At 66.1% G+C, this 21,482-nt stretch carries 24 protein-coding genes; 10 read left to right on the forward strand and 14 right to left on the reverse strand.

What is annotated here, in order from left to right:
• Positions 1–40 precede the first annotated feature (40 nt).
• Entirely contained in the window at positions 41–751 is a 711-nt protein-coding gene (locus VPH41_RS16365) for an HAD-IA family hydrolase (protein WP_152282731.1), read from the forward strand.
• Here the strand turns inward: VPH41_RS16365 and VPH41_RS16370 are convergent.
• Genes VPH41_RS16370 through ssuE form a run of 5 tightly spaced genes read right to left on the reverse strand, consistent with a single transcriptional unit; the run spans position 708 to position 5,201 of the window.
• Positions 708–1,538 carry an ATP-binding cassette domain-containing protein gene (locus VPH41_RS16370; protein ID WP_328570802.1) on the reverse strand — a complete coding sequence of 277 codons (831 nt, stop codon included), beginning with the start codon at positions 1,536–1,538 and terminating at the stop codon, positions 708–710. The two genes, VPH41_RS16365 and VPH41_RS16370, sit on opposite strands and share 44 nt — an antisense overlap.
• A gap of 17 nt (positions 1,539–1,555) precedes the next feature.
• Complete coding sequence (gene ssuC, locus VPH41_RS16375) at positions 1,556–2,347, reverse strand: aliphatic sulfonate ABC transporter permease SsuC (protein WP_152282729.1); 792 nt, start codon at positions 2,345–2,347, stop codon at positions 1,556–1,558.
• A gap of 1 nt (position 2,348) precedes the next feature.
• Entirely contained in the window at positions 2,349–3,509 is a 1,161-nt protein-coding gene (gene ssuD / locus VPH41_RS16380; RefSeq protein WP_328570803.1) for an FMNH2-dependent alkanesulfonate monooxygenase, read from the reverse strand.
• Between the two features lie 21 nt (positions 3,510–3,530).
• Positions 3,531–4,535, reverse strand: coding sequence for a sulfonate ABC transporter substrate-binding protein (locus VPH41_RS16385; RefSeq protein ID WP_193317477.1), 1,005 nt, complete (start codon positions 4,533–4,535; stop codon positions 3,531–3,533).
• A 24-nt stretch (positions 4,536–4,559) separates the two neighbouring features.
• Complete coding sequence (gene ssuE, locus VPH41_RS16390) at positions 4,560–5,201, reverse strand: NADPH-dependent FMN reductase (protein ID WP_152282728.1); 642 nt, start codon at positions 5,199–5,201, stop codon at positions 4,560–4,562.
• A gap of 256 nt (positions 5,202–5,457) precedes the next feature.
• Here ssuE and VPH41_RS16395 point away from each other — a divergent pair, with 256 nt between their 5' ends.
• The 6 genes from VPH41_RS16395 to VPH41_RS16420 all read left to right on the forward strand — a co-directional run bounded on the left by VPH41_RS16395 (position 5,458) and on the right by VPH41_RS16420 (position 11,349).
• Complete coding sequence (locus VPH41_RS16395; RefSeq protein WP_328570804.1) at positions 5,458–6,672, forward strand: acyl-CoA dehydrogenase family protein; 1,215 nt, start codon at positions 5,458–5,460, stop codon at positions 6,670–6,672.
• Between the two features lie 21 nt (positions 6,673–6,693).
• A complete protein-coding gene (locus VPH41_RS16400) occupies positions 6,694–7,521 on the forward strand; it encodes a MetQ/NlpA family ABC transporter substrate-binding protein (RefSeq protein ID WP_328570805.1) in 828 nt (275 codons plus the stop codon).
• A 3-nt stretch (positions 7,522–7,524) separates the two neighbouring features.
• Complete coding sequence (locus tag VPH41_RS16405; RefSeq protein ID WP_328570806.1) at positions 7,525–8,916, forward strand: LLM class flavin-dependent oxidoreductase; 1,392 nt, start codon at positions 7,525–7,527, stop codon at positions 8,914–8,916.
• Positions 8,917–9,123: 207 nt separating this feature from the next.
• The gene (locus VPH41_RS16410; RefSeq protein WP_328570807.1) at positions 9,124–9,813 is read left to right on the forward strand and encodes a hypothetical protein; all 690 of its coding nucleotides are present in this window, start codon (positions 9,124–9,126) and stop codon (positions 9,811–9,813) included.
• A gap of 65 nt (positions 9,814–9,878) precedes the next feature.
• A complete protein-coding gene (bla, locus tag VPH41_RS16415; protein ID WP_328570808.1) occupies positions 9,879–10,784 on the forward strand; it encodes a subclass B3 metallo-beta-lactamase in 906 nt (301 codons plus the stop codon).
• An 85-nt stretch (positions 10,785–10,869) separates the two neighbouring features.
• Positions 10,870–11,349 carry an META domain-containing protein gene (locus VPH41_RS16420; RefSeq protein ID WP_328570809.1) on the forward strand — a complete coding sequence of 160 codons (480 nt, stop codon included), beginning with the start codon at positions 10,870–10,872 and terminating at the stop codon, positions 11,347–11,349.
• Between the two features lie 123 nt (positions 11,350–11,472).
• Here the strand turns inward: VPH41_RS16420 and epsC are convergent, their stop codons facing one another.
• Positions 11,473–12,411 (reverse strand): serine O-acetyltransferase EpsC, encoded by a 939-nt coding sequence (epsC, locus tag VPH41_RS16425; protein WP_328570810.1) that lies wholly within the window; start codon positions 12,409–12,411, stop codon positions 11,473–11,475.
• 189 nt (positions 12,412–12,600) lie between these two features.
• Here epsC and VPH41_RS16430 point away from each other — a divergent pair, with 189 nt between their 5' ends.
• Positions 12,601–13,788: a multidrug effflux MFS transporter gene (locus VPH41_RS16430; protein ID WP_152282722.1), complete on the forward strand. Its 1,188-nt coding sequence runs from the start codon at positions 12,601–12,603 to the stop codon at positions 13,786–13,788.
• A gap of 127 nt (positions 13,789–13,915) precedes the next feature.
• On the opposite strand, the gene VPH41_RS16435 is transcribed toward VPH41_RS16430, so the two are convergent.
• Both VPH41_RS16435 and VPH41_RS16440 read right to left on the reverse strand, forming a co-directional pair.
• The gene (locus VPH41_RS16435) at positions 13,916–14,212 is read right to left on the reverse strand and encodes a hypothetical protein (RefSeq protein ID WP_328570811.1); all 297 of its coding nucleotides are present in this window, start codon (positions 14,210–14,212) and stop codon (positions 13,916–13,918) included.
• Between the two features lie 79 nt (positions 14,213–14,291).
• Positions 14,292–14,732, reverse strand: a complete 441-nt coding sequence (locus tag VPH41_RS16440; RefSeq protein ID WP_086138404.1) for a carboxymuconolactone decarboxylase family protein — start codon at positions 14,730–14,732, stop codon at positions 14,292–14,294.
• A gap of 104 nt (positions 14,733–14,836) precedes the next feature.
• On the opposite strand from VPH41_RS16440, the gene pdxR reads away from it, so the two are divergent.
• On the forward strand, positions 14,837–16,309 hold the full coding sequence (gene pdxR / locus VPH41_RS16445) for a MocR-like pyridoxine biosynthesis transcription factor PdxR (protein ID WP_328570812.1): 1,473 nt from the start codon (positions 14,837–14,839) through the stop codon (positions 16,307–16,309).
• Here pdxR and VPH41_RS16450 read toward each other — a convergent pair.
• From VPH41_RS16450 to trxC, 5 genes are all read right to left on the reverse strand, one after another.
• Positions 16,278–16,868, reverse strand: a complete 591-nt coding sequence (locus tag VPH41_RS16450) for a DUF1287 domain-containing protein (protein ID WP_328570813.1) — start codon at positions 16,866–16,868, stop codon at positions 16,278–16,280. The two genes, pdxR and VPH41_RS16450, sit on opposite strands and share 32 nt — an antisense overlap.
• Positions 16,869–16,930: 62 nt before the next feature.
• The gene (locus VPH41_RS16455; RefSeq protein ID WP_328570814.1) at positions 16,931–17,266 is read right to left on the reverse strand and encodes a DUF6616 family protein; all 336 of its coding nucleotides are present in this window, start codon (positions 17,264–17,266) and stop codon (positions 16,931–16,933) included.
• Positions 17,267–17,290: 24 nt separating this feature from the next.
• Positions 17,291–18,037, reverse strand: coding sequence for a HEAT repeat domain-containing protein (locus tag VPH41_RS16460; RefSeq protein ID WP_328570815.1), 747 nt, complete (start codon positions 18,035–18,037; stop codon positions 17,291–17,293).
• Complete coding sequence (locus VPH41_RS16465) at positions 18,034–18,555, reverse strand: MarR family winged helix-turn-helix transcriptional regulator (protein ID WP_442906294.1); 522 nt, start codon at positions 18,553–18,555, stop codon at positions 18,034–18,036. Before VPH41_RS16465 ends, VPH41_RS16460 begins: the two co-directional genes overlap by 4 nt.
• A gap of 70 nt (positions 18,556–18,625) precedes the next feature.
• Positions 18,626–19,078, reverse strand: coding sequence for a thioredoxin TrxC (gene trxC, locus VPH41_RS16470; protein ID WP_152256051.1), 453 nt, complete (start codon positions 19,076–19,078; stop codon positions 18,626–18,628).
• Between the two features lie 196 nt (positions 19,079–19,274).
• Between trxC and VPH41_RS16475 the strand changes: the two genes are divergently transcribed.
• Positions 19,275–20,690: a coniferyl aldehyde dehydrogenase gene (locus VPH41_RS16475; RefSeq protein ID WP_328570817.1), complete on the forward strand. Its 1,416-nt coding sequence runs from the start codon at positions 19,275–19,277 to the stop codon at positions 20,688–20,690.
• 4 nt (positions 20,691–20,694) lie between these two features.
• On the opposite strand, the gene VPH41_RS16480 is transcribed toward VPH41_RS16475, so the two are convergent.
• Complete coding sequence (locus tag VPH41_RS16480; RefSeq protein ID WP_152282713.1) at positions 20,695–21,300, reverse strand: LysE/ArgO family amino acid transporter; 606 nt, start codon at positions 21,298–21,300, stop codon at positions 20,695–20,697.
• Between the last annotated feature and the right edge of the window lie 182 nt (positions 21,301–21,482).

Below are 21,482 nucleotides of genomic sequence, written 5' to 3' on the forward strand. Positions count from 1 at the left end.
CCGTTACAATGGCTTCCAGCCCATCATTTGGAAGGAAGCCATGTCCGCCCTGCCCTCGCCGTCCGCAGTCCCCCCGCCATCGGCCGCCGGCCGTTACCGGGCTTTTCTGTTCGATATGGACGGCACCGTCATCAATTCCATCGCCGCCGCCGAACGCATCTGGGGCACGTGGGCGCAGCGCCAGGGCCTCGACGTGGCGGCCTTTTTACCCACCATCCACGGCGCGCGCTCCGTCGACACCATCGCCAGACTGCGCCTGCCCGGCGTCGACGCGCAGCGCGAGTCGCAGGGCATCACGGATGCCGAGATCATCGATGTAGAGGGGATCATTGAAATCGCGGGCGCGCTGCGCTTCCTGCAGTCGCTGCCGCCCGCGCAATGGGCCATCGTCACGTCGGCGCCGCGCGCGCTGGCCACGGCCCGCCTGAAGGCGGCCGGCATGCCGATACCGGCCATCATGGTGACGGCGGAAGACGTCAAGGCGGGCAAGCCCCGCCCCGATTGCTATTTGCTGGCGGCGGAAAAACTGGGCGTGGCGCCCGCCGATTGCCTGGTGTTCGAAGATGCCTCCGTCGGCATCGAGGCGGGCGAAGCGGCCGGCGCGAAAGTCATCGTCGTCACCGCCACCCACGCGCACCCGCTGGCCACGCGCCACCCCGTCATCGACAGCTACGACAGCATCGTCGCAACGGCCGATGGCGACGGCTTCATCGTGCTGTCGGAGTCGGTTGCAGCACCCGCGACAAGATAGCCTGTTCCAGCGCGGCGAAAACCGCACTGCCGCGCTGGCGGGGGCGCGGCAAGTCCACCTGCAGGTCCAGCGTGATCTGCCCCTCCTCGATCAGCAGCACCCGGTCGGCCAGGGCCACGGCCTCGGCCACGTCGTGCGTCACCAGCACGGCCGTAAAGCCGCGCGCCAGCCACAGCGACTCAATCAGCTGCTGCATCTCGATGCGCGTGAGGGCGTCGAGCGCGCCAAGCGGCTCGTCGAGCAGCAGCAGTTGCGGCTCGTGCACGAGGGCGCGCGCCAGCGCCACGCGCTGTTTCTGTCCGCCCGACAGGGCCGCCGGCCAATCATCGGCCCGTTCGGCCAGCCCCACCGTCCACAGCGAAGCGGCCGCCGCGCCCACGGAACGGGGCAAGCCCAGGGCCACGTTGTCGAGCACCGTCTTCCACGGCAGCAGCCGCGACTCCTGGAACATGATGCGGATATCGGGCGCGCCCACGCCGCTGCCGATGGCGATCTTGCCGCCGTCGATGCTTTCCAGGCCCGCGATCGAGCGCAGCAAGGTGCTCTTGCCGCAGCCGCTGCGCCCCACGATGGCGACGAACTCGCCCGCTTCCAGCTGCAGGTCGACGTCTTTCAGCACGGGGCGGCTGGTGTAGGACTTGCTCAGCTTCGTCAAGGCCAGCGGCACGCCGCGGCGCTGCAAGGGGGCGGCGGGCGCCGTCTTCGCCTGCGGCGGCGCGCCGGCGGGATCGTACTGCACGAAATGGGACAAGAAGTCCGTTTCGATCTGAATGGGGGCGAGCAGCATGGTGTCCTCTTCAATCATTATCGGTAGGCGGGATTCCAGCGCAGGCAATGGCGTTCCAGCCCCCGCGAGAACAGATCGGCCAGCTTGCCCAGCAAGGCGTACAGCAAAATCCCCACCAGCACCACGTCCGTTTGCAGGAATTCGCGCGCATTCATCGTCATGTAGCCGATGCCGGCCTGCGCCGAGATGGTCTCGGCGACGATCAGCAGCACCCACACGAGCCCCAGCGAAAAGCGCACGCCCACCAGAATGGACGGCATGGCGGCCGGCAGGATCACGTCGCGGTACAGGGGCCAGCCGGACAGGCCGTAGCTTTTCGCCATTTCGATCAAGCCCTGGTCGGCCGAGCGGATGCCGTGGAAGGTGTTCAGGTAGACGGGGAAGAACACGCCGACGGCCAGCAGGAACAATTTGGCCGTCTCGTCGATGCCGAACCACAGGATCACCAGCGGGATCAGGGCCAGCGCGGGGATGTTGCGCACCATTTGCAGGGTTGTGTCGAGCAGGGTTTCCGCATGGCGGAAGCTGCCCGTCAACAGGCCCAGCAGCAAGCCCAGTCCCGCGCCGACGACGAAACCGACGGTGGCGCGCCACAAGCTCGTTTTCAGGTGCAGCCACAATTCGCCTGACGCGGCCAGGTGCCAGAAGGCCTTCGCCACGGCCCACGGCTCGGGCAGGATGCGGCTCGACAGCCAGCCCCACTGCGCCGCCAGCTGCCAGGCCAGCAGCAGCGCCACGGGCAAGGCCCACGGCGCCAGCCCATTGCGCCAGGACGCGGCGCCGGCCCGTTGTATGGAGCTGGCCGCCATCTCAGGCCGCCTTTTTCTGCGGCGCGGCCGGCACGATATTGCTGGCCATGACTTCGCCGAAAGGGCCGCTCAACGATTGCTCGCCCACGGCCTTGCCCTTGCCCAGCAGCGGGAACACCAGTTCGGCAAAGCGGTACGACTCTTCCAGGTGCGGATAGCCGGAGAAGATGAAGGTATCGATGCCCAGGTCCGCGTATTCCTGCATGCGCGCCACCACCGTCGGGCCGTCGCCCACCAGGGCCGTGCCCGCGCCGCCGCGCACCAGGCCCACGCCGGCCCACAGGTTGGGCGACACTTCGAGCTTGTCGCGCCGCCCGCCATGCAGGGCCGCCATGCGCTGCTGGCCCACGGAATCTATCTTGCCGAAGGCCGCCTGCGCCTTGGCGATGATGTCGTCGTCCAGGTGGCTGATCAGTTCATCGGCCGCGCGCCAGGCCGCCTCGTTCGTTTCGCGCACGATCACGTGCAGGCGGATGCCGAAGCGCACCGTGCGGCCCCGCTTGGCGGCACGCGCGCGGATGTCGGCGATCTTTTCCGCCACGGCGGCGGGCGGCTCGCCCCACGTCAGGTACACGTCCATCTGCTCGGCCGCCAGTTCATGCGCGGGCTCGGACGAACCGCCGAAATACAGGGGCGGGTACGGTTTCTGCACGGGCGGATACAGGGTTTTCGCGCCCTTCACCTGGATATGCTTGCCCTCGAAATCGTAGCCGGCCGCGCCGCCCTCGCCCGCCAGGGTGGCGCGCCACACCTTGATGAATTCATCGGAGATTTCATAGCGCTTGGCGTGGTCGGCAAACAGGCCGTCCGCTTCCAGCTCGCCCTGGTCGCCGCCCGTGACGACGTTGATCAGCAGGCGCCCGTTCGACAGGCGGTCGAAGGTGGACGCCATGCGCACGGCCAGGCCCGGCGTGGACAGGCCGGGACGGATGGCCACGAGGAATTTCAGCTTTTGCGTCACGCTGATCAGGGACGAAGCCACCACCCACGCATCTTCGCAGGAGCGGCCCGTCGGCAGCAGCACGCCGTCGTAGCCCAGGGTATCGGCGGCCACGGCCACCTGGCGCAGGTAATCGGCATCGACGGGGCGTGCGCCCTGCGACGTGCCCAGGTAGCGGCTGTCGCCGTGGGTAGGGATGAACCAGAAGACATTCAATGACATGGTGCGCTTTCCTTTGCTTGTTTATTTTGTGCTGGTGGCCAGCTGGCGTGCCGGCAGCAGCGCGTCCTTGACGACGATCGGTTTCGGTATCAGCTTCAGGCTGGAAAACGCATCGGCCACCCTTTGCTGCGAGGCGATCACGTCGACCGACACGGGTTTGACGCCATACGCATAGCGCGAGGCGGCCAGCGCCACGACATCCTTGCCCAAGCCCGTCTGCGCGGCGAGAATCGTCGCCACTTCGTCCGGGTTGTTGCGGCCCCAGTCATCGACCTTGGCCACCTCGTCGAGCACGATGCGCAGAATCTCGGGATTTTTTTCCGCATACGTGCGCGAAGCGAGATAAAACTGGTAGTTCGCCACCAGGCCCTTGCCGTCGGCCAGCACGCGGGCGCCCAGCTGCTTTTCGGCGGCCGCCAGGAACGGGTCCCAGATGGCCCAGGCATCCACGCTGCCCCGCTCGAAGGCGGCGCGCGCGTCGGCCGGCGGCAGGAACACGGGCTGGATGTCGGCATACGCGACACCCGCCTTTTCCAGCGCTTTCAACAGCAGGTAATGCACGTTCGAGCCCTTGTTCAGGGCGATTTTCTTGCCCTTCAGGTCGGCCAGGGTGCGCAGGCCGGAACCCTTGGGCACGACGATGGCTTCGCTGGCTGGCGACGCCGGCTCATTGCCGACATACACCAGGTTGGCGCCGGCCGCCTGCGCAAAGATGGGAGGCGCCTCGCCCACGGTGCCGAAATCGATGCTGCCCACGTTGAGGCCTTCCAGCAGCACGGGGCCGGCCGGGAATTCCGTCCATTTCACACCCACGCCCTGCTCGGCCAGGCGTTTTTCCAGGGTGCCGCGCCCCTTGAGCAGGGTCAGGGTGCCGTACTTCTGATAACCAATACGCACCTGCACTTCCCCCTTGGCCTGCGCCTGCGCCGCGGCGGGCATGCCGGCCGTCATCACGCCAGCGGCGGCGGCAAACAGCAAGCCCAAAGTGGTACGGCGCGAGAGTCGTTGTGCGTGGCGGTGTGTCATGGCAGTTCCTTGGTCGGTGAATAATCAGGCGGCTTGAAATCGGGGCGCGTACGGCTGGTCCTGCAGCGAACGGCCGGGCACGGAAGCATCCGCGGCCGCAGCATGCGCTGGCGCCGGAACGGGCGGGCGCTGTCCCTGCAGCACGAACAGGCCGGTGGACAGTTCCTCGATGCCGGCCTGCACGCGCGCGGCGATCGGCGCATCCAGGCTCAGGCCATGCTCTTCGTGCCACTCCAGCTGCTGCGCATTGGCATAAATGCTGGTGAATACCTGCTTGGCGCCCAGCGCGTGGAGCACGGGGCGCAGCGCATAGTCGAGCGCCAGGGTGTGGGCATGGCCGCCGCCCGTGGCCAGCGGCAGCACCAGCTTGCCCGCCAGGCCATCCTGCGGCAGCAGGTCGAGAAACGCCTTCAGCAAGCCCGTATACGACGCCTTGTAGATGGGCGTGGCGATCACGATGGCGTCGGCGTCGGCCACGGCGCGCACGGCGCGGGCAATCGCCGCGTCGTCGTAGTCGGCCAGCAGCAGGGCGCGCGCCGGCAGGTCGCGCACGTGCAGCCTGGCGTAGTGATGGCCTTGCAGCGCCAGCTGTTCGCCGATATGCGCGAGCAAACGGCTGGAACTCGATGGGAGTTGCGGGCTGCCGCCCAATAACAAGATGCTCATATGATGTCCGTCCCTGTGCGTGATCGATTGATTTGACTACTCAAGATGCTTGCAGCCTATCGCCATCAGCGGCCCGGCAAAACGAATGCTTTCGCGCTTCGATATGCGTTTTCCGACTATCCGGCACTGACGCCCCGCACGCCATGGCGCAGGCGGCAGCCTGGCTTTTTTCGCATATCCATGTGCGGTTTTCTTCGTGTACGGCGCGCGCCCGGCGGTGCAATATCGGCTGCATCGTCTTTCTGGAACCGTCCCCATGTCTAGCGCCTTTCTCCATGCCACCCGCCCCGCCGCACCCGCGCCGGAACCCCTGCAGGACGCCATCCGCATTGCCACCACGCTGGCCGCGCGCCTGGCCGAAACGGCCAATGCCCGCGACCAGGCCGGCGGCCATGCGGCCCAGGAGCGCGAATGGCTGCGCGAATCGGGCCTGCTGACCTTGTCGATTCCCGTGGATTTCGGCGGCCAGGGCGCGTCGTGGCCCCTCGTGTACCAGGTGATCCGCATCCTGGCGCGGGCCGACAGCGCGCTCGCGCACGTCTTCGGCTTCCACCATTTGCAGCTGGCCGGCCTGCAGCTGTATGGCAGCGCGCAGCAGCAGCGCCGCCTGCTGACACTCACCGTCGACGAGCGCCTGTTCTGGGGCAATGCCCTGAATCCCCTCGACAAGCGGGTCATCGCGGCCGACAGCGACGACGGTTTCACCCTCGACGGCATCAAGAGCTTTTCTTCCGGCTCCGTGGGGTCGGACTGGCTGACCGTCTCGGCCTGGCATGCGCCCACGCAGACGGCACTGATCGCCGCCCTGCCCACGCGCCAGGACGGCGTGACCGTGCAGGCGGACTGGGACGCCTTCGGCCAGCGCCAGACGGACAGCGGCAATGTGCATTTCCAGGCCGTCGCCCTGCCGCGCGAGCTGGTGCTGCAGCAGCCCGCGCAAGCCGCCACGCAGCAAGCCACCGTGCGCTCGCAGATCGCGCAGCTGATCATGGCGAACCTGTACCTTGGCATCGCCGAAGGCGCGTTCGAGGCGGCGCGCCGCTACACGGACGAGCAGGCGAAGGCTTGGTTTGCCTCGGGCGTGGCCAAGGCAACGGACGACCCCTTGCTGCAGCACCGCTACGGCCAGCTCTGGCTGCTGCTGCGTCCCGCGCAAGTGATGGCCGACGGCGCGGCGCAGGAACTGGAAAAGGTTTTCCGCAAAGGCGCGCTGGTGACGGCGCGCGAACGGGGCTTGCTGGCCGTCTCCGTGGCCGAAGCCAAGTGCCTGGCGCACAAGGCGGGCCTGGAAATCAGCAGCCAGATGTTCGAACTGACGGGCGCCCGTTCCACCTCGGCCCAGTATGGCTTCGACCGCTACTGGCGCAACGTGCGCGTGCACACCCTGCACGACCCCGTCGACTACAAGCTGCGCGACCTGGGACGCTTTGCCCTGAACGGCACCGTGCCCGAGCCGACGGCGTATTCCTGATCCACCCACCAAGGAGCCACCATGACCATCGCCCGCCGCACCGTACTGCTCACCGCCCTGACCCTCGCCCTGTCCAGCGGTTTCGCCCTCGCCAAGGACCCCAAGGACATCACCATCGGCACCAGCGCCGGGCCGTACGCGGACCAGATCAAGCTGGGCATCAAGCCTATCCTGGAAAAACAGGGCTACAAGGTCAAGCTGGTGGAGTTCAACGACTACATCCAGCCCAACTTCGCGCTGGCCGAAGGCTCGCTGGACGCCAACGTCTTCCAGCACATCGTCTACCTGAAGAAGTTCGCGCAGGAGCACAAGCTGGCGCTGACGGACCTGATCACGATACCCACGGCGCCGATCGCCATCTACAGCAAGAAGCACAAGACGCTGGACGACGTGAAGGAAGGCACGACGGTGGGCTTGCCGAACGATCCGACCAACCAGGCGCGCGCGCTGGTGCTGCTCGACCAGCTCGGCTGGATCAAGCTGCGCGCCAGCTTCGACCCCGTGCGCGCATCGGAAAAGGATATCGCCGTCAACACGAAGAAAATCAAGCTGCTGCCGCTGGAAGCGGCGCAGCTGCCACGCTCGCTGGGCGACACCGATTACTCCTTCATCAACGGCAATTACGCGCTGGCGTCCGGGCTGAAGCTGACGGATGCGCTGGTGGCCGAGAAGATCTCGCCCAACTACATCAACCTGGTGGCCGTGCGCACGGCCGACAAGGACAAGCAGTTCGCCAGGGACCTGGCGGCCGCCTACCGCTCGCGCGAATTCCTCGACATCACGAACAAGCACTTTGCCGGCTACTCGAAACCCGACTACCAGCTGGCCTTGCAGACGGCGGCCAAATAAGCCATGGCCAAGACGATACGCTTCAACGCCTTCCAGATGAATACCGTCGGCCACCAGTCGCCGGGCCTGTGGACGCATGCGCGCGACCGCAGCCACCGCTACACCGATCCCGAACACTGGACGGAACTGGCGCGGCTGCTGGAAGCGGGCCTGTTCGACGCCGTATTCCTGGCCGACGTGCTGGGCGTGTATGACGTCTACCGGGGCAGCCTCGATGCGGCCCTGGAGCACGGCGTGCAGGTGCCGCTGAACGATCCGCTGGCGCTGGTGCCCATCATGGCGCAGGCCACCACCCACCTGGGCTTCGGCGTCACCTGCGCCCTCACCTATGAGCACCCGTACACGTTCGCGCGGCGCATCTCCACGCTCGATCACCTGACGGGCGGGCGCATCGGCTGGAATATCGTCACCGGCTACCTCGATAGCGCGGCGCGCAACCTGGGCTTGGACCAGCAGCTGGGCCACGACGAACGCTACGACCTGGCCGACGAATACCTGGACGTCGTCTACAAGCTGTGGGAAAAGAGCTGGGACGACGACGCCGTCGTCAACGACAAGACGCGCGGCATCTACGCCGATCCGGCCCGCGTCCATCCGATCAACCATGCCGGGCGCCACTACCAGGTGCCCGGCATCCATTTGTGCGAGCCGTCGCCGCAGCGCACGCCCCTGCTGTACCAGGCGGGCACCTCACCGCGCGGCACGCGCTTTGCGGCGCGCCATGCGGAAGCCACCTTTGTCAGCGGCCCCAGCAAGACGGTGGTGAAACGCTACGCCGACGACTTGCGCGCCGCCGTGCGGCAAGGCGGGCGCGATGGCGATGCGCTGCTGATCTACGCGCAGGCGCTCGTCATCACGGGCGCCACGGAAGAAGAAGCGCGCGCCAAACACGCCGGCTACCTGCGCCACGTGAATATCGAGGCGGCGCTGGTACTGCTGTCCGGCTGGACAGGCGTCGATTTCAGCCGCTACCCGCTCGACGCCACCATCGAATACATCGATTCCCCGGCCGGCCGCTCGGCGCTGGCCTCGTTCAGCCAGGCCGACCCGGACCGCACGTGGACGGTGCGCGAGGCAGCCGAATACATCGGCCTGGGCGGGCGCGGCCCCGTCATCGTCGGCGATGCGCGCCAGGTGGCCGACCAGCTGGAAAGCTGGCTCGATGAAACGGGCATCGACGGTTTCAATCTGGCCTTCGCCGTGGCCCACGACAGCATGGCCGACGTCGTGCACTACATCGTGCCGGAACTGCAGCGGCGCGGCCGCTACCGCACCCGCTACGAGGAAGGCACCCTGCGCCACAAGGTCTTCGGCCAGGGCCCGCGCCTGCCCGCCAGCCATGCGGGCCGCCAGGTCAGCATCGAATCCGGCAGCGCGACCCTGGCCGCGGCATGAGCGCCTGACAGCGGGCCAGTGACAAGCCTTGCCATTCATGTTAGCTTGCCATGTTGAAAACACATGGGCAAGCTCGTGCATTCCTTTTTCTCTCCATGCAAACCGGTATTCCTGTTCTCCTGCGCAGCCCTGGCCGCCGGCCTGCTGTGCGGCAGCCAGGCCGCGGCGCACGCCGCCACGTAGGCTGACGCGCCGGCAGAAGCGCCGGTGGAAACCGGCCAGTCCATCCACATCAACAGCATCCGCAATCCGGAACTGAAGTCGTACCGCGTGATGGCGGCCGGCCTCGACGCCTTCAATGACTACCATGCGCTGGCGTCCGGGGCGCGCGAAGTGCGCTTCAAGCTGGTCGCGGGCAGCCGCGCGCCGGCGGACGCCATGCAGGACCTGGCCTTGCGCATCGCCGGCAACGAAACCTCGATTGCGCTGCCCCTGGCCGCCGACGGCAGTTTCACGCTGCCGCGCAGCGCGCAAGCGGACAGCGAGGACGCGGACCTGGTCACCAACAAGAAAAAGGGCAATTACCGCTGGCAGCCGTCCATACACAGCGACGGCGTGCCGGCCGGCATGCGCCGCCTGGGCGACCTGCGCCTGCAATGCCAGGTGACGGTTGCCATCGCCAAGAAAGAGATACCGTTCTGGATACGCACCCTGGTCGGCACCCTGCTGCGCACCACCGATTGGTGCGCTTCCGAGCAGCTCAAGATGCACACCCGCAGCGACCAGGCCATCGCAAGCGCCACCTTGCTCGATGGCGAGCGCCGCATCGCCCTGCAGGTGGAAAAGGAAGGCCGCTCCTTCCTGTCGCCCATCGGCGACACCCGCTATGGGGACGATACCCTGATCGAACTGCTCTACCAGCCGGATACCGCCGGCGCGCCGCCAGCGGCTCCATAGGCGTTTGCGTCCGGCCCCGTTCCATGTCAGCATACGCCACCTTGGCAACACGGATAAGGATCGCAATGTCCCCCACTCTTACACGCGCGCTGGCACTGGCGCTGCTGGCAGGCCACGGTGCCCTGGCATTGGCGCAGGCGTCAGGCACGCCGCCGACGCCGGGCTGCGACGTCTGCGCTACCTGGAATGCGGACCAGCCGCCGTTCCGCATCTTCGGCAATACCTATTATGTGGGCGTGAAGGGCCTCAGTTCCGTGCTCATCGCCTCGCCGCAGGGCCATGTGCTGATCGACGGCGGCTTGCCGGAGTCGGCGCCCAAGATCATCGCCAATATCGCCGCGCTGGGCCTGCGCATCGAGGACGTCAAGCTGATCCTCAATTCGCACGGCCATATCGACCATGCGGGCGGACTGGCCGAACTGCAGCGGCGCAGCAATGCGCTGGTCGCCGCCAGCCCGTCGGCCGCGCTGGACCTGGCATCGGGCGAAGTGGGGCCGGACGACCCGCAATACCACGCGCTGCCCCCGTACCCGCCCGTGAAGGACATGCGCCTGGCGCGCGACGGCAGCCATTTCAATGTGGGCCCCATTGCGCTGACGGCGCATGCCACGCCGGGTCACACGCCCGGAGGCCTGAGCTGGACCTGGCAATCGTGCGACGGCCCCCGCTGCCTGAACATGGTGTACGCGGACAGCATCAACGCCGTCTCGCGCCCCGGCTTCAAGTTCAGCGCCAGCAGCGAATATCCGAACGCGCTGGCGGATCTGCGCCACAGCTTCGAGACGCTGGAAAAGCTGCCCTGCGACGTGCTGATCTCGGCCCACCCGGAGGCGTCGCAATTATGGGAGCGGCTGGAAGCGAGCGCCACGGCCGGCAGCGATGCCTTTGTCGACCCGCAAGCGTGCCGCGCCTACGTGGCGGCGGCGCGCACCCTGCTCGACTCCCGGCTGGAACAGGAAAAACAGCAGTAAGCTTGCCAACGGGCTTGTCAACCGTGCACGCTGGCGTGGCGCCGATCTGCTACGCTGGCGCCATTCATTTGAAGAAGGAAATGCCATGTTCACACTCGCCAGACTGATCCCCCTCGCCGCCATCGTCGCCATCACCGCCGGCTGCGCGCAAACGCCCGTGCGCAGCGATGCTGCCGCCGCCGCGCCCGGCGCCACCTCGCCCGCCAAGCCGGCGCCGAAACTGACGGAGACGCAGTGGAAACTGAAGGAATTGAAGGGCAAGCCAGTGGTGCGCAAGGCGCCCGAGCAGCGCGAAGTGACCCTGCTGCTGGCCGAAGGCCGCGCCAGTGGCCACAGCGGCTGCAACCAGATGATGGGCGGCTACACCAGCGATGGCGTCAGCACCCTCGCCTTCGGGCAGATGGCCGGCACCATGATGATGTGCCAGCCGCAGGACATGGACCTGGAACGCCTGCTGCTCACCACCCTGGGCGAAGTCAACGGCTACCGCTACGCCGACCAGGAATTGCTGCTGCTGAAGGATGGCGTGCCCGTGGCGCGCTATGAAGCGCTGACGGTGAAGTAAAACCCGCACTCCCGCATGTGAAGAGTGCCCGAAAAACGTTCAGGGCAAGGCGCAGCGCCGCAGGCAGTACGTTAGTACGCCAAGGCGCTGCAACGCCGTCATGGACGTTTTCTCGGCCACTCTTCAGTCGTTGCGCATCTGCGCCTGCGATACATTGCTGTTCGCTGGCACGCTCTGCGTCAGCCACACATTCCCCCCGATGGTCGATCCCGCGCCGATGGTGATGCGCCCCAGCACGGTCGCGCCCGCGTAAATCACCACGTCGTCCTCGACGATGGGGTGGCGCGGCGTGCCCTTGATCAGGGCGCCGCTGGCATCGGCAGGAAAGCGCTTGGCCCCCAGGGTGACGGCCTGGTACAGGCGCACGCGCTGGCCGATGATGGCCGTCTCGCCGATCACCACGCCCGTGCCGTGGTCGATGAAGAAGGACGCGCCGATGTGCGCGCCCGGGTGGATGTCGATGCCCGTCAAGGTGTGCGCGATGTCGGCGATCAGGCGCGCCAGGAACGGCGCGCCCAGCGCGTGCAGCTGGTGCGCCAGGCGGTGGTACAGGATGGCGATGGTGCCCGGATAGCACAGCATGATCTCGGCCACCGAGGTGGCGGCCGGGTCGCCCGCGTAGGCTGCCTGCACGTCCGACACCAGCAGGGCGCGGATATCGGGCAGGCTGGCGGCGAACGCGCGCGTGATGTCGCGCGCCTTTGCCGCCAGCGCCGCATCGTCGCTGGCCGCATCGTGTTCCTCGCCGGCCGGAACGGAAAACAGCAGGCCCCGCCGCACCTGCTCGCTGAGGCGGTTCAAGGTCGTGTTGAGCGTGTCGCCGACAAAATAATCGATGCTTTCATCCGTCAGGTTGGGCCGCCCGTAATGCGTGGGGAACAGGGCGGCCGACAAGCCGTTGACGATGGTGGTGAGCGCCTCGCGCGACGGCAGTTCGCGCACCCTGCCGTTATGGCGGATCTTGTGCTTGTCTTCGCGCGAGCTGCGCAAGGCCTGGATCACGGGCCCCAGGTTCCACTGGGCCGTGTCGTCGGCGGGCGCTGCGGGATAAATGCTGTGCATGGCGTATCACTTCCAGAAAACGGCAAACAGGCCGGGTCGCCCCAGCTTAACGGCGGCGGCAGGCAAAGCAAACGAAGGATTCCAAGGTTTGATATGCGAAAAACGCATATGAACGGCAAACTGCGCCCGCGCCAAACCCGATTCCGGGCACTAGCGTAAAATGACGGACTAACAAAAACACTGTTCAACATGACTAAATTATTAACATGGATTTTGGCGGGCCTGGCGATGGTCGGACCGCTTGCAATTGACACCTATCTGCCGTCTTTCCCTGCCATCGCGCACGACTTCAATGCCAGCCCCCTGCTGGTGCAGCAAACCCTGAGCTTTTTCCTGTTCACGTTTGCGTTCATGATGCTGTTCTACGGCACCTTGTCCGATTCGTTCGGCCGCCGTCCCGTGATTCTCGTCTCGCTGGTGCTGTATGTGATCGCCTCCGTGGGCGCCGCGCTGGCGCCGTCGCTGGGCTGGCTGCTGGCCTGGCGCGTGCTGCAGGGGCTGTCGGCGGGCGCCGGCTCCGTGATCGGCCGCGCCATCGTGCAAGACCGCTATTCGGGCGCCGCCGCGCAAAAAATCCTCTCGCACATCATGATGGTGTTCGCGCTGGCGCCTGCCATCGCCCCCGTGCTGGGCGGCTGGATGCAGGTGAGCCTGGGCTGGCGCTGGATCTTCTGGTTCCTGACGGCCTTCGGCGTGCTGATGTTCGTCGTCGTCTGGCGCGCGCTGCCGGAAAGCTTGCCGAAGGAGCAGCGCCACGCCTTCCACCTGGGCGGCATCGCCGTCAATTACTGGAAAGTGCTGTGCCACCGCCAGTTCCTGCTGCTGTCGACGGCCATCGGCGCCGCCTTTGGCGGCTTCGCCCTGTACATCGGTTCGGCCGCCTATTTCATCATCAACATCCTGCACCTGCCGGAAACGGCATTTGCCTGGCTGTTCATTCCCCTGATTAGCGGCATGGTGTTCGGCTCGGCCCTGTCGGCGAAGATCGCCCACCGCTACAGCCAGCGCCAGATGATCTGGGCCGGTTTCATCCTGATGCTGGTGGCCGCGCTGGCCAACATCGGCTACAACTACTTCTTTGCCGCCGAAGTGCCATGGGCCGTGCTGCCATTGTTCTTCTACTCGTTCGCCCTGTCGATCGCCATGCCGCCGATGACCCTGATGGCGCTCAACCACTTCCCCAACAACAGCGGCCTGGCGTCGTCGATGCAGTCGTTCATCCAGATGCTGCTGTTCGCGCTGGTGTCCGGCCTGGTGGCGCCGCTGCTGTTCGACAGCGCCTTGAATCTGGCGTATGGAGTGATGGCGGGGCTGCTGGTGAGCTTGTTGTGCTGGGTGTTTGCGCAGGGTGGGAAAGCGGAAGCGGTCAAGCAGTAGCTTTTACAGCGGATTTTTCAGGTCGGGAGCGCCTGAAAAACGTTCAGGACAAGGCGCCGTGCCGCAGGCAGTACGCTAGTACGGCAAGGCACGGCAACGCAGTCATGGACGTTTTCTCAGGCGCTCCTCAAGGCCATGGCGCAGGCGTCACATCGACATACTGCGCCCCGCCCTGCTCCGGTTCCGCGCCGTCGCGCGTGGCGGGCTGATTCAGGGAACCGGCCGGCGAACGCAAGCTCAGTATCTCCTTGCGCGCCTCGACGAAGTCGGCGGAACTGAGGGGGTTGTGCTGGTCGGGCCAGTGGCTGACGGCCCATTCCTGCAAGGTTTCAAAGCGCCGCCACAGTTCCGCGATGAATTCGCGGCGCGCTTCTTCCAGCTGTTCCGGCGTCTTTTCGGCGCCTTCCCCGATATGTACTTGCATGGCTGCTCCCTGGCTGATCAATTATCTTGCAGCCTACGCAGGGACCAGCCAGGCGTCTGTTCGCGAACGAACACAGGATTTATTCGGGCATCTTGCGGAAGCCCACGGCCAGGCGGTTCCACGTATTGATGGAGCCGATGGCCAGGGTGACGTTGACCATCTCGGCCGGCGTCAATTGTTCCGCCAGCGCCGCGTAGTCTGCGTCGGACGCATGGTTCTGCGGCAGCAGGGTCAGCGCTTCCGTCCAGGCCAGCACGGCCCGCTCGCGCGGCGTGAAGAACGGTGTTTCACGCCAGACGGACACGGCATATAAACGGCGCTCCGTTTCGCCCGCCTTGCGCGCATCGCTCGTGTGCATGTCCACGCAAAAAGCGCAGCCATTGATCTGCGAGGCGCGCAGGCGGATCAGCTCGAGCAGCGAGTGCTCCACGCCCAGTTTGGCGATGGCCGCTTCCAGCGCATACATGGCCTTGACGGCGTCCGGCGAAGCTTGTGTGAAATCGAGTCGTTGCTGTGTCATGATGCATTCCTTGATCAAGTAAAGATGCACTATTGTAGAAGCGCGGGCAACGCGCGCGGCAGGCCAATCCTGCCGAAAAACGGCAGACCACCAACAGATACCCCATGGAATTACATATCCTGATCGACGGCACGCGCGACCTGGGCGGCCAGCTGTATCGCCAGCTCAGCGAAGCCATCCGCTCGGGCCGCCTGGCCGACGGCCAGCAATTGCCCCCCTCGCGCCTGCTGGCCAGCCAGCTGGGCCTGTCGCGCAAGACGGTGTCCGACGTGTATGACAGGCTCGGCTATGAAAAGCTGCTGGTAGGAAAGGTCGGCGTGGGCAGCTTCGTGCAGACGCCGCACGCCTCGCCGCAGCGGCGCCACGCCAGCACGCCGCTGGCCAGCGCCCAGCGCATCGCCCGCTGGGAAGCGACGCCCACGCCCTTGCGCCGGGCCAGCCAGGAAACGCCCGCGCGCTACGCCTTCATCGGCGGACGCGCCACGCCATCGCACTTTCCCCAGGATGAATGGCGCGCCTGCATGCTGCATGCGCTGCGCCAGGGCGGCCAGGCGCGCGGCCGCTACGGCCCCGCGGAAGGCTTGCCCGCCTTGCGCGCGGCGATTGCCGGCCATGCCGCCTTCAGCCGCGGCATCCATTGCACCGACGAACAGGTACTCGTCACCAGCGGCGCGCAGCAGGCCTTGCATCTGCTGGCGCAAACCCTGCTGGAGCCGGGCGACACGGTTGCAGTAGAAGAACCCGGTTACCCCGTGGCGCGCGCCGTGTTCGCCAGCCAGGGCGCGCGCGTGGTGGGTGTCGAGGTGGACGAGGATGGCCTCATGGTGGAGCAGATCCCCGACGGCACGCGTTTGATCTATGTGACGCCCGCGCACCAATTCCCGCTCGGCATGCCGATGAGCATGGCCCGCCGCCATGCCTTGCTGGAGCGGGCGCACCAGCTGGGCGCCATCGTCATCGAGGACGATTACGACAGCGCCTTCCGCTACGAGGGCCGGCCCGAGGATTCCCTGCAAAGCATGGACCGCTACGGCGTCGTGGCCCACGTGGGCAGCTTTTCCAAGATCATGGTGCCGGAGCTGCGGCTGGGCTATGTGGTGCTGCCGCTGGCCATCGTGGCCGCCATGCAGACGGTGAAATACCTGAGCGATTGCCACACGGCCAGCCTGGGCCAGCATGCGCTGGCCAAGTTCATCCAGGATGGCCACCTGCTGCGCCACATACGCCGCTGCCACGATATCTATGCGGGACGGCGCGAGCGGCTGCAGCACTGGTTCAACGGTCCGCTGGCGCCGTGGTTCCGCCTGGTGCCGGCCAGCGCCGGCTTCCACGTGGCGGCCCTGGCGCAGGCGCCGCTCGATATCGCCGAATTGCTGCGCCGCGCCCGCCTGGCCGACATCAGCCTGTATGCGCTGTCCAGCTTTTACCATGGCCCCGCCCGCCATGAAGGCCTGTTCCTCGGCTATGGCGCCATCGACAGGCTCGATATCGACACGGCGCTGGCCAAGGTGCTGGCGATCCTGCAAGACATGGCGCCCCTGCCCGTCAGCGGGGTTGCCAGCGATAGTGTCCCGTAATCGGATAGCTGAACAGGATATTTTCCTCGCGCGCGCCCTCGCCGATATTGTGGATGATGAGCGGCACGCCGCCCCACGACTGCTTGTCGCTGACGATGCCGATATGCGTGAGGTTACGCGGCAAACGCCAGGTGACGATGTCCCCCGCGCGGTAAGCGTGCGCTTCCTTGCTTGGCGGTAAGCTGGTGCCATGACGGGCAAAGTAGGTGCCCAGGTTCGGCACGCGGCGGTGGTCGATATTGCGGTCCGGCGCCTTCATCTGCCAGCGTCCCTGCTGCTGGTACACCTGCCACGCCTTGCGCATATCCTCGTGCACCAGCACCTGCAAGTCCTGCCCCAGCTGGCGGTAGGCGCGCACGACCACGTCCGTGCACACGCCCCGCTCGAGCGGCACGTCGCCGCCCGGATACGCGAGGCGTTCATAGCGCGGGTCGTACTGCAGGGTCACGCCCACCTGGCTGCGGGCCGCGGCGACGAGGGCTTGCGGGGTGGCAGGGATGGCCGACGCCAGCATGGGCGCCAGGGCAAGCATCAGGATGGAGAACAGTTTGATTGGCATCAACGTCAATGGTCGGATGAAAATGCCAACTTTACCGCAGCGGCAAGGAAAACGGCGGACGCTTAGACCCCGGCCAGCTGCGCCAGGTGGGCAGGAAAATCCACGGCCGGTCCCGCTGCATTGACGGTGTCGAAGTAATCATGCCAGCCCGTGGCGGCAATACCGGCCAGCAAGGCGTCCAGTGCCGCCTCGTCCGGGAAGCGCCACACGGCATAGAATTGCTGCGGCGCTCCGTGCAGCTTGCCGCCGTCGAGCGCGCCCATGGCCAGCGCTTCGACGCCCATGCCGGACAAGGCCGCCATGCCCGCGCCCACCGTATCGAAATACGCCTGGCGCGCAGCGGCGTCGAGGGCCAGCCAGGCGGGTTTCGGGCTGTACAGTTCCAACAGATAATGCATGGTTTCTCCTTCGGGGAACAATCGTCAGGCCAGCGAACGCTGGGCCCGCTTGCAGATGCGCTGCGTGGCCGCACTGGCACTGTCCTGCAGCCAGTGCGCGCACAGGGCACGCACCCAGTCCGGCTGGCTCTTGCCAGCATCGTTGAGCCAGTTGGCCACGGAATCCTGCACGTAGGCGGCCGGGTCGGCCCGCAACGCTTGCAACAGGGGCAAGGCCAGCTGCGGCTGTGCTTTTAGCTGGGCAATATGCGCGCACCACACGCCGCGCGGGCGCAGCGCTTCGCAGGCAAAGCGGCGCACTCGTTCCGACGGGTCCGCCGTCCATGGGACCAGCAGCGCGATGGCATCCGCGAGCTCGGCAGCGAGCCGGGGACGCAGCGCCAGCCACGCCCACTCGCGCACGCCGAAGTGCCCGTCATCGGCCAGCGGCCGCATGGCCGCCAGCAGTTGCGGCAAGGTCAAGCCGGTTTGGGCTGCGATGGCAAAGCAGACCCAGCCCCGCACCGTGTCGGACGGGTGCGTTTGCAGCGGCGCCAGGTCGGCGTTGGCTTCCAGCAGCAATTGCGCCGCCAGCGCCATGCGCCTCGTGATGCCGGCCGCTTCCAGCGCGCGCATCCGCTCCAGGCGGGCGGCGCCGATAGCGGGCACGGCGGCAGACAGCAACTGGGCGAAATCGATGGCCAGCCCTTCCGTCAGGGTGGCGCTGGCCACCCTGCCCCCGTTCAGCAGGGCCAGGCGCGCGGGAGCAATGCCGGCGATGCCGCCGCTCATGGCGCGCCCTGCATGTCGCCGCTGTCCGTCTTGCGCCAGGCTTTTTCCAGCAGCGAACTCAGCAACTGCATTTCTTGCTGCGTGAAATCGGCAAACAGGCTCGCGATCCATTGCGCATGTTCATCGACCAGGGTCGCGGCCGCCATGTCTCCCTTGGCGCTCAGGCGCACCAGCAGCTTGCGCCGGTCGAGCGGGTCCGCGTGGCGAGCCAGGAAACCGTCGCGCTCCAGGCCGTCGAGCAAGCCCGTGATGGTGCCGCGCGTCACGCCGGCCCGCTCGGCCAGTTCGTGCGGCGAGAGTCCCTCGGGCACGCCGCGCAGCAGGAACAGCAAGACAAACTTGCCCTCCGACAGGCCATGCCGGCCCAGGCGCGTGGCGCAATCGCCATCGATGGCGGACGCCAGGCCCAGCACTTCAAAGCACAGGCGCAACCGCCCCATGGCTGCGGGCACGCCCCCGCCGATGGCGCGGCGCTGCACGTCGCCCAGCAGGGCCGTGTATTTCTGTTCGAGTTTTATCATATGGCGCAATATAATATGGCGCCATATTAAATGTCAAATGGAAAACCTCAACGGCTTTCCCATGCGCCTACAAACGCGCCTTGTCCCTCGCCCACGCGACGATGGCTTGCGCATCGATGGCGCCCGGCTGGCGCGCCACTTCCACGCCCTTGCGAAACAGGGCCAGGGTGGGAATGCTACGGATATTGAAACGGCTGCCCAGGTCCGGCGACGCCTCCGTATTCACCTTGACGACGCGAAACGCCGGCTCCAGGATCTTGGCGGCCTGCACATAGAATGGCGCCATGCTGCGGCAGGGACCGCACCATGGCGCCCAAAAGTCCACCAGCACGGGAATGTCGCTGCGTTCGATATGCTTGAGGAAACGGGCGCTGGCCAGGTCCACGGGCTGTCCCATGAATAGCTCCTTCTGGCACTTGCCGCAGGTGGGCTGCTCGCCCAGCCGGGCATGGGGCAAGCGGTTGACGGCGTCGCAATGGGGACAAACGATGTGCAGGGAATCGGGCGTGGTCGAGGTCATGGCATTCCTGAATGCAAGCTGGTTGAGTCGGCAAACAGGCATTCTACGGCGATTCGCGCGCCCTCAGGGCAGCCGCGCACGATTGACAGCGGATAATTGTTGCCTGGCCATAAATACTGCGTAATATGCATCATTATCGGATTGCCGTCCCCTGCCCAGGACGACACTGCCAGCCCACGCAAGGAAACCCATGCACATGACCGCTCCCCCGGCGCACGCTGCGCTCGACGCCACCTTGGCCCGCCAGCGCGCCGCCTACCTGGCCCATCCCGTGCCCACGCTTGCCGAGCGCAGGCGCGACCTGCAAACCTTGCAGCGCTTCATCCGCGACCACAAGGAAGCGCTGTGCGAGGCGATCAGCGCCGATTACGGCAACCGTTCCCGGCACGAAACCTTGCTGGCAGAGATCTTTCCTGCCATCGACGGCATCGACCACGTCCTGAAACATTTGAAAAAATGGATGCGGCCGCAGCGCCGTGGCGTGGACTGGCGCAATTTCCTTGGCGCCCGCAACCGCGTGATTCCGCAGCCGCTGGGCGTGGTGGGCGTCATCGTGCCGTGGAATTTCCCCGTCAACCTGAGCCTGGTGCCTCTGACCTACATCTTCGCCGCCGGCAACCGCGCCATGGTCAAGATGAGCGAAAACTCGCGCCACCTGGCCCGGCTGCTGATCGACAGGATGTCCGCTTATTTTCCGCCGGAAAAATTGCAGTTTTTTGATGAAACGGGCGGCGTGGGCATCGCCTTTTCGCAACTGCCGTTCGACCACCTGTTGTTTACGGGGTCCGGCCAGACGGGCCGGGCCGTCATGGCGGCCGCCGCGCACAATCTGTGCCCCGTCACCCTGGAACTGGGCGGCAAGGCGCCGGCCATCGTCTGCGCCGATTTCGACTTGCGCACGGCAGCCGAGCGCATCCTGTTCGTCAAGTTCCTGAACGCGGGGCAAATCTGCACCAGCGTCGACCATGCCTGGCTGCCCGAGGCCAGCATCGCCGCCTTCGTCGCGCATGCGCGCGACATCGTGCCCACGCGCTACCCGCGGCTGGACACGCCCGACTACACGTCCATCATCGACGAGGCCGCCTTTGAGCGCCTGCTGCAGGCGCTCGACGAAGCGCGCGCACGGGGCGCGCAAGTAATTTCGCTGTTGCCGGGCCCAAGCCACGACCGGGCCACGCGCAAAATCGCGCCGCACATCGTGCTCGATGCCCCCGAAGACTGCCTGCTGCTGACGCGCGAAATCTTCGGCCCCATCCTGCCGCTGCGCGGCTATGCGAACCTGGATACCGTGATCGACAGCATCAACGCGGGACCGCGCCCGCTGGCCATTTATCCGTTCAGCAAGCAGGCACGCACGGTGCAGTTGCTGATCGACCGCGTGATGTCGGGCGGCGTGTCCGTCAACGACGCCCTGTTCCACGTGGGCCAGCACGATTTGCCGTTCGGCGGCGTGGGCGAGTCCGGCATGGGCCACTACCACGGCGTCGAAGGTTTTCACACCTTCAGCAAGCTGCGGCCCGTGTTCTACCAGGCCCGCTTCAGTACGCTAAAACTGTTGTGGCCGCCGTACGGCAAGCTGGCCAGCCGCGTGCTGGCCTTCCTCACGCGTTGATGCTTTACAGGAACAGCGAGGCGGCGATGGCCCACATCACGAGAGCGATGATGCCGTCGAGCACGCGCCAGGCCATGGGCTTGGCAAACACGGGCGCCAGGTAGCGGGCGCCAAAGCCCAGCAGGAAGAACCACAGGGCCGACGCCATGATGGCACCGCCGGCAAAATAGAAACGTCCCACACCTTCATGCTGGCCGCCGATCGAACCGAGCAGGATGACCGTATCGAGGAAGGCGTGCGGGTTCAGCAGGCTGAACGCCAGCGCCGCGCCGATCACGGCCCAGTAGCCTTCGGGCGACTTGGCCGCCGACACCGTCATGGCCGTGGGGCGCCAGGCGGACTTGGCCGCGCGCAAGCCATAGGCGATCAGGAAAGTGGCGCCGCCGGCCTTGGCCCACAGCAGGAAATTAGGGTTGTCGGCAATGAAAGTGCCCATGCCGGCCACGCCGGCCGTGATCAGGATGGCGTCGCACACCAGGCAAACCAGGATGCAGGTGAGCACGTAGTGGCGCTTCAAGCCCTGTTTGAGCAAGAATGCGTTTTGCGTGCCGATGGCCACGATCAGGCTCGCTCCGAGCCCCATGCCTTTCAAGAAAATTGCGCTATCCATCATCATTCCTTTCTATTGCTTTCCATCACGCGCACGGCCGCCCACGCTCTGCCGCTAGCGGCAAAGGCATCAAAAGGTAGGTGGAGGGTGAGGCGGTACCAGCAGGACCGCGCGGCAGAGTGGAGTTGTTACCCTATTTCAACAGTGTAAAGAAAAAGTAAATATAAGTATAATGAATGATT

The organism is Janthinobacterium sp. P210006, assembly GCF_036231885.1.
In the GTDB taxonomy this organism is placed as follows: Bacteria; Pseudomonadota; Gammaproteobacteria; order Burkholderiales; family Burkholderiaceae_D; genus Janthinobacterium; species Janthinobacterium violaceinigrum.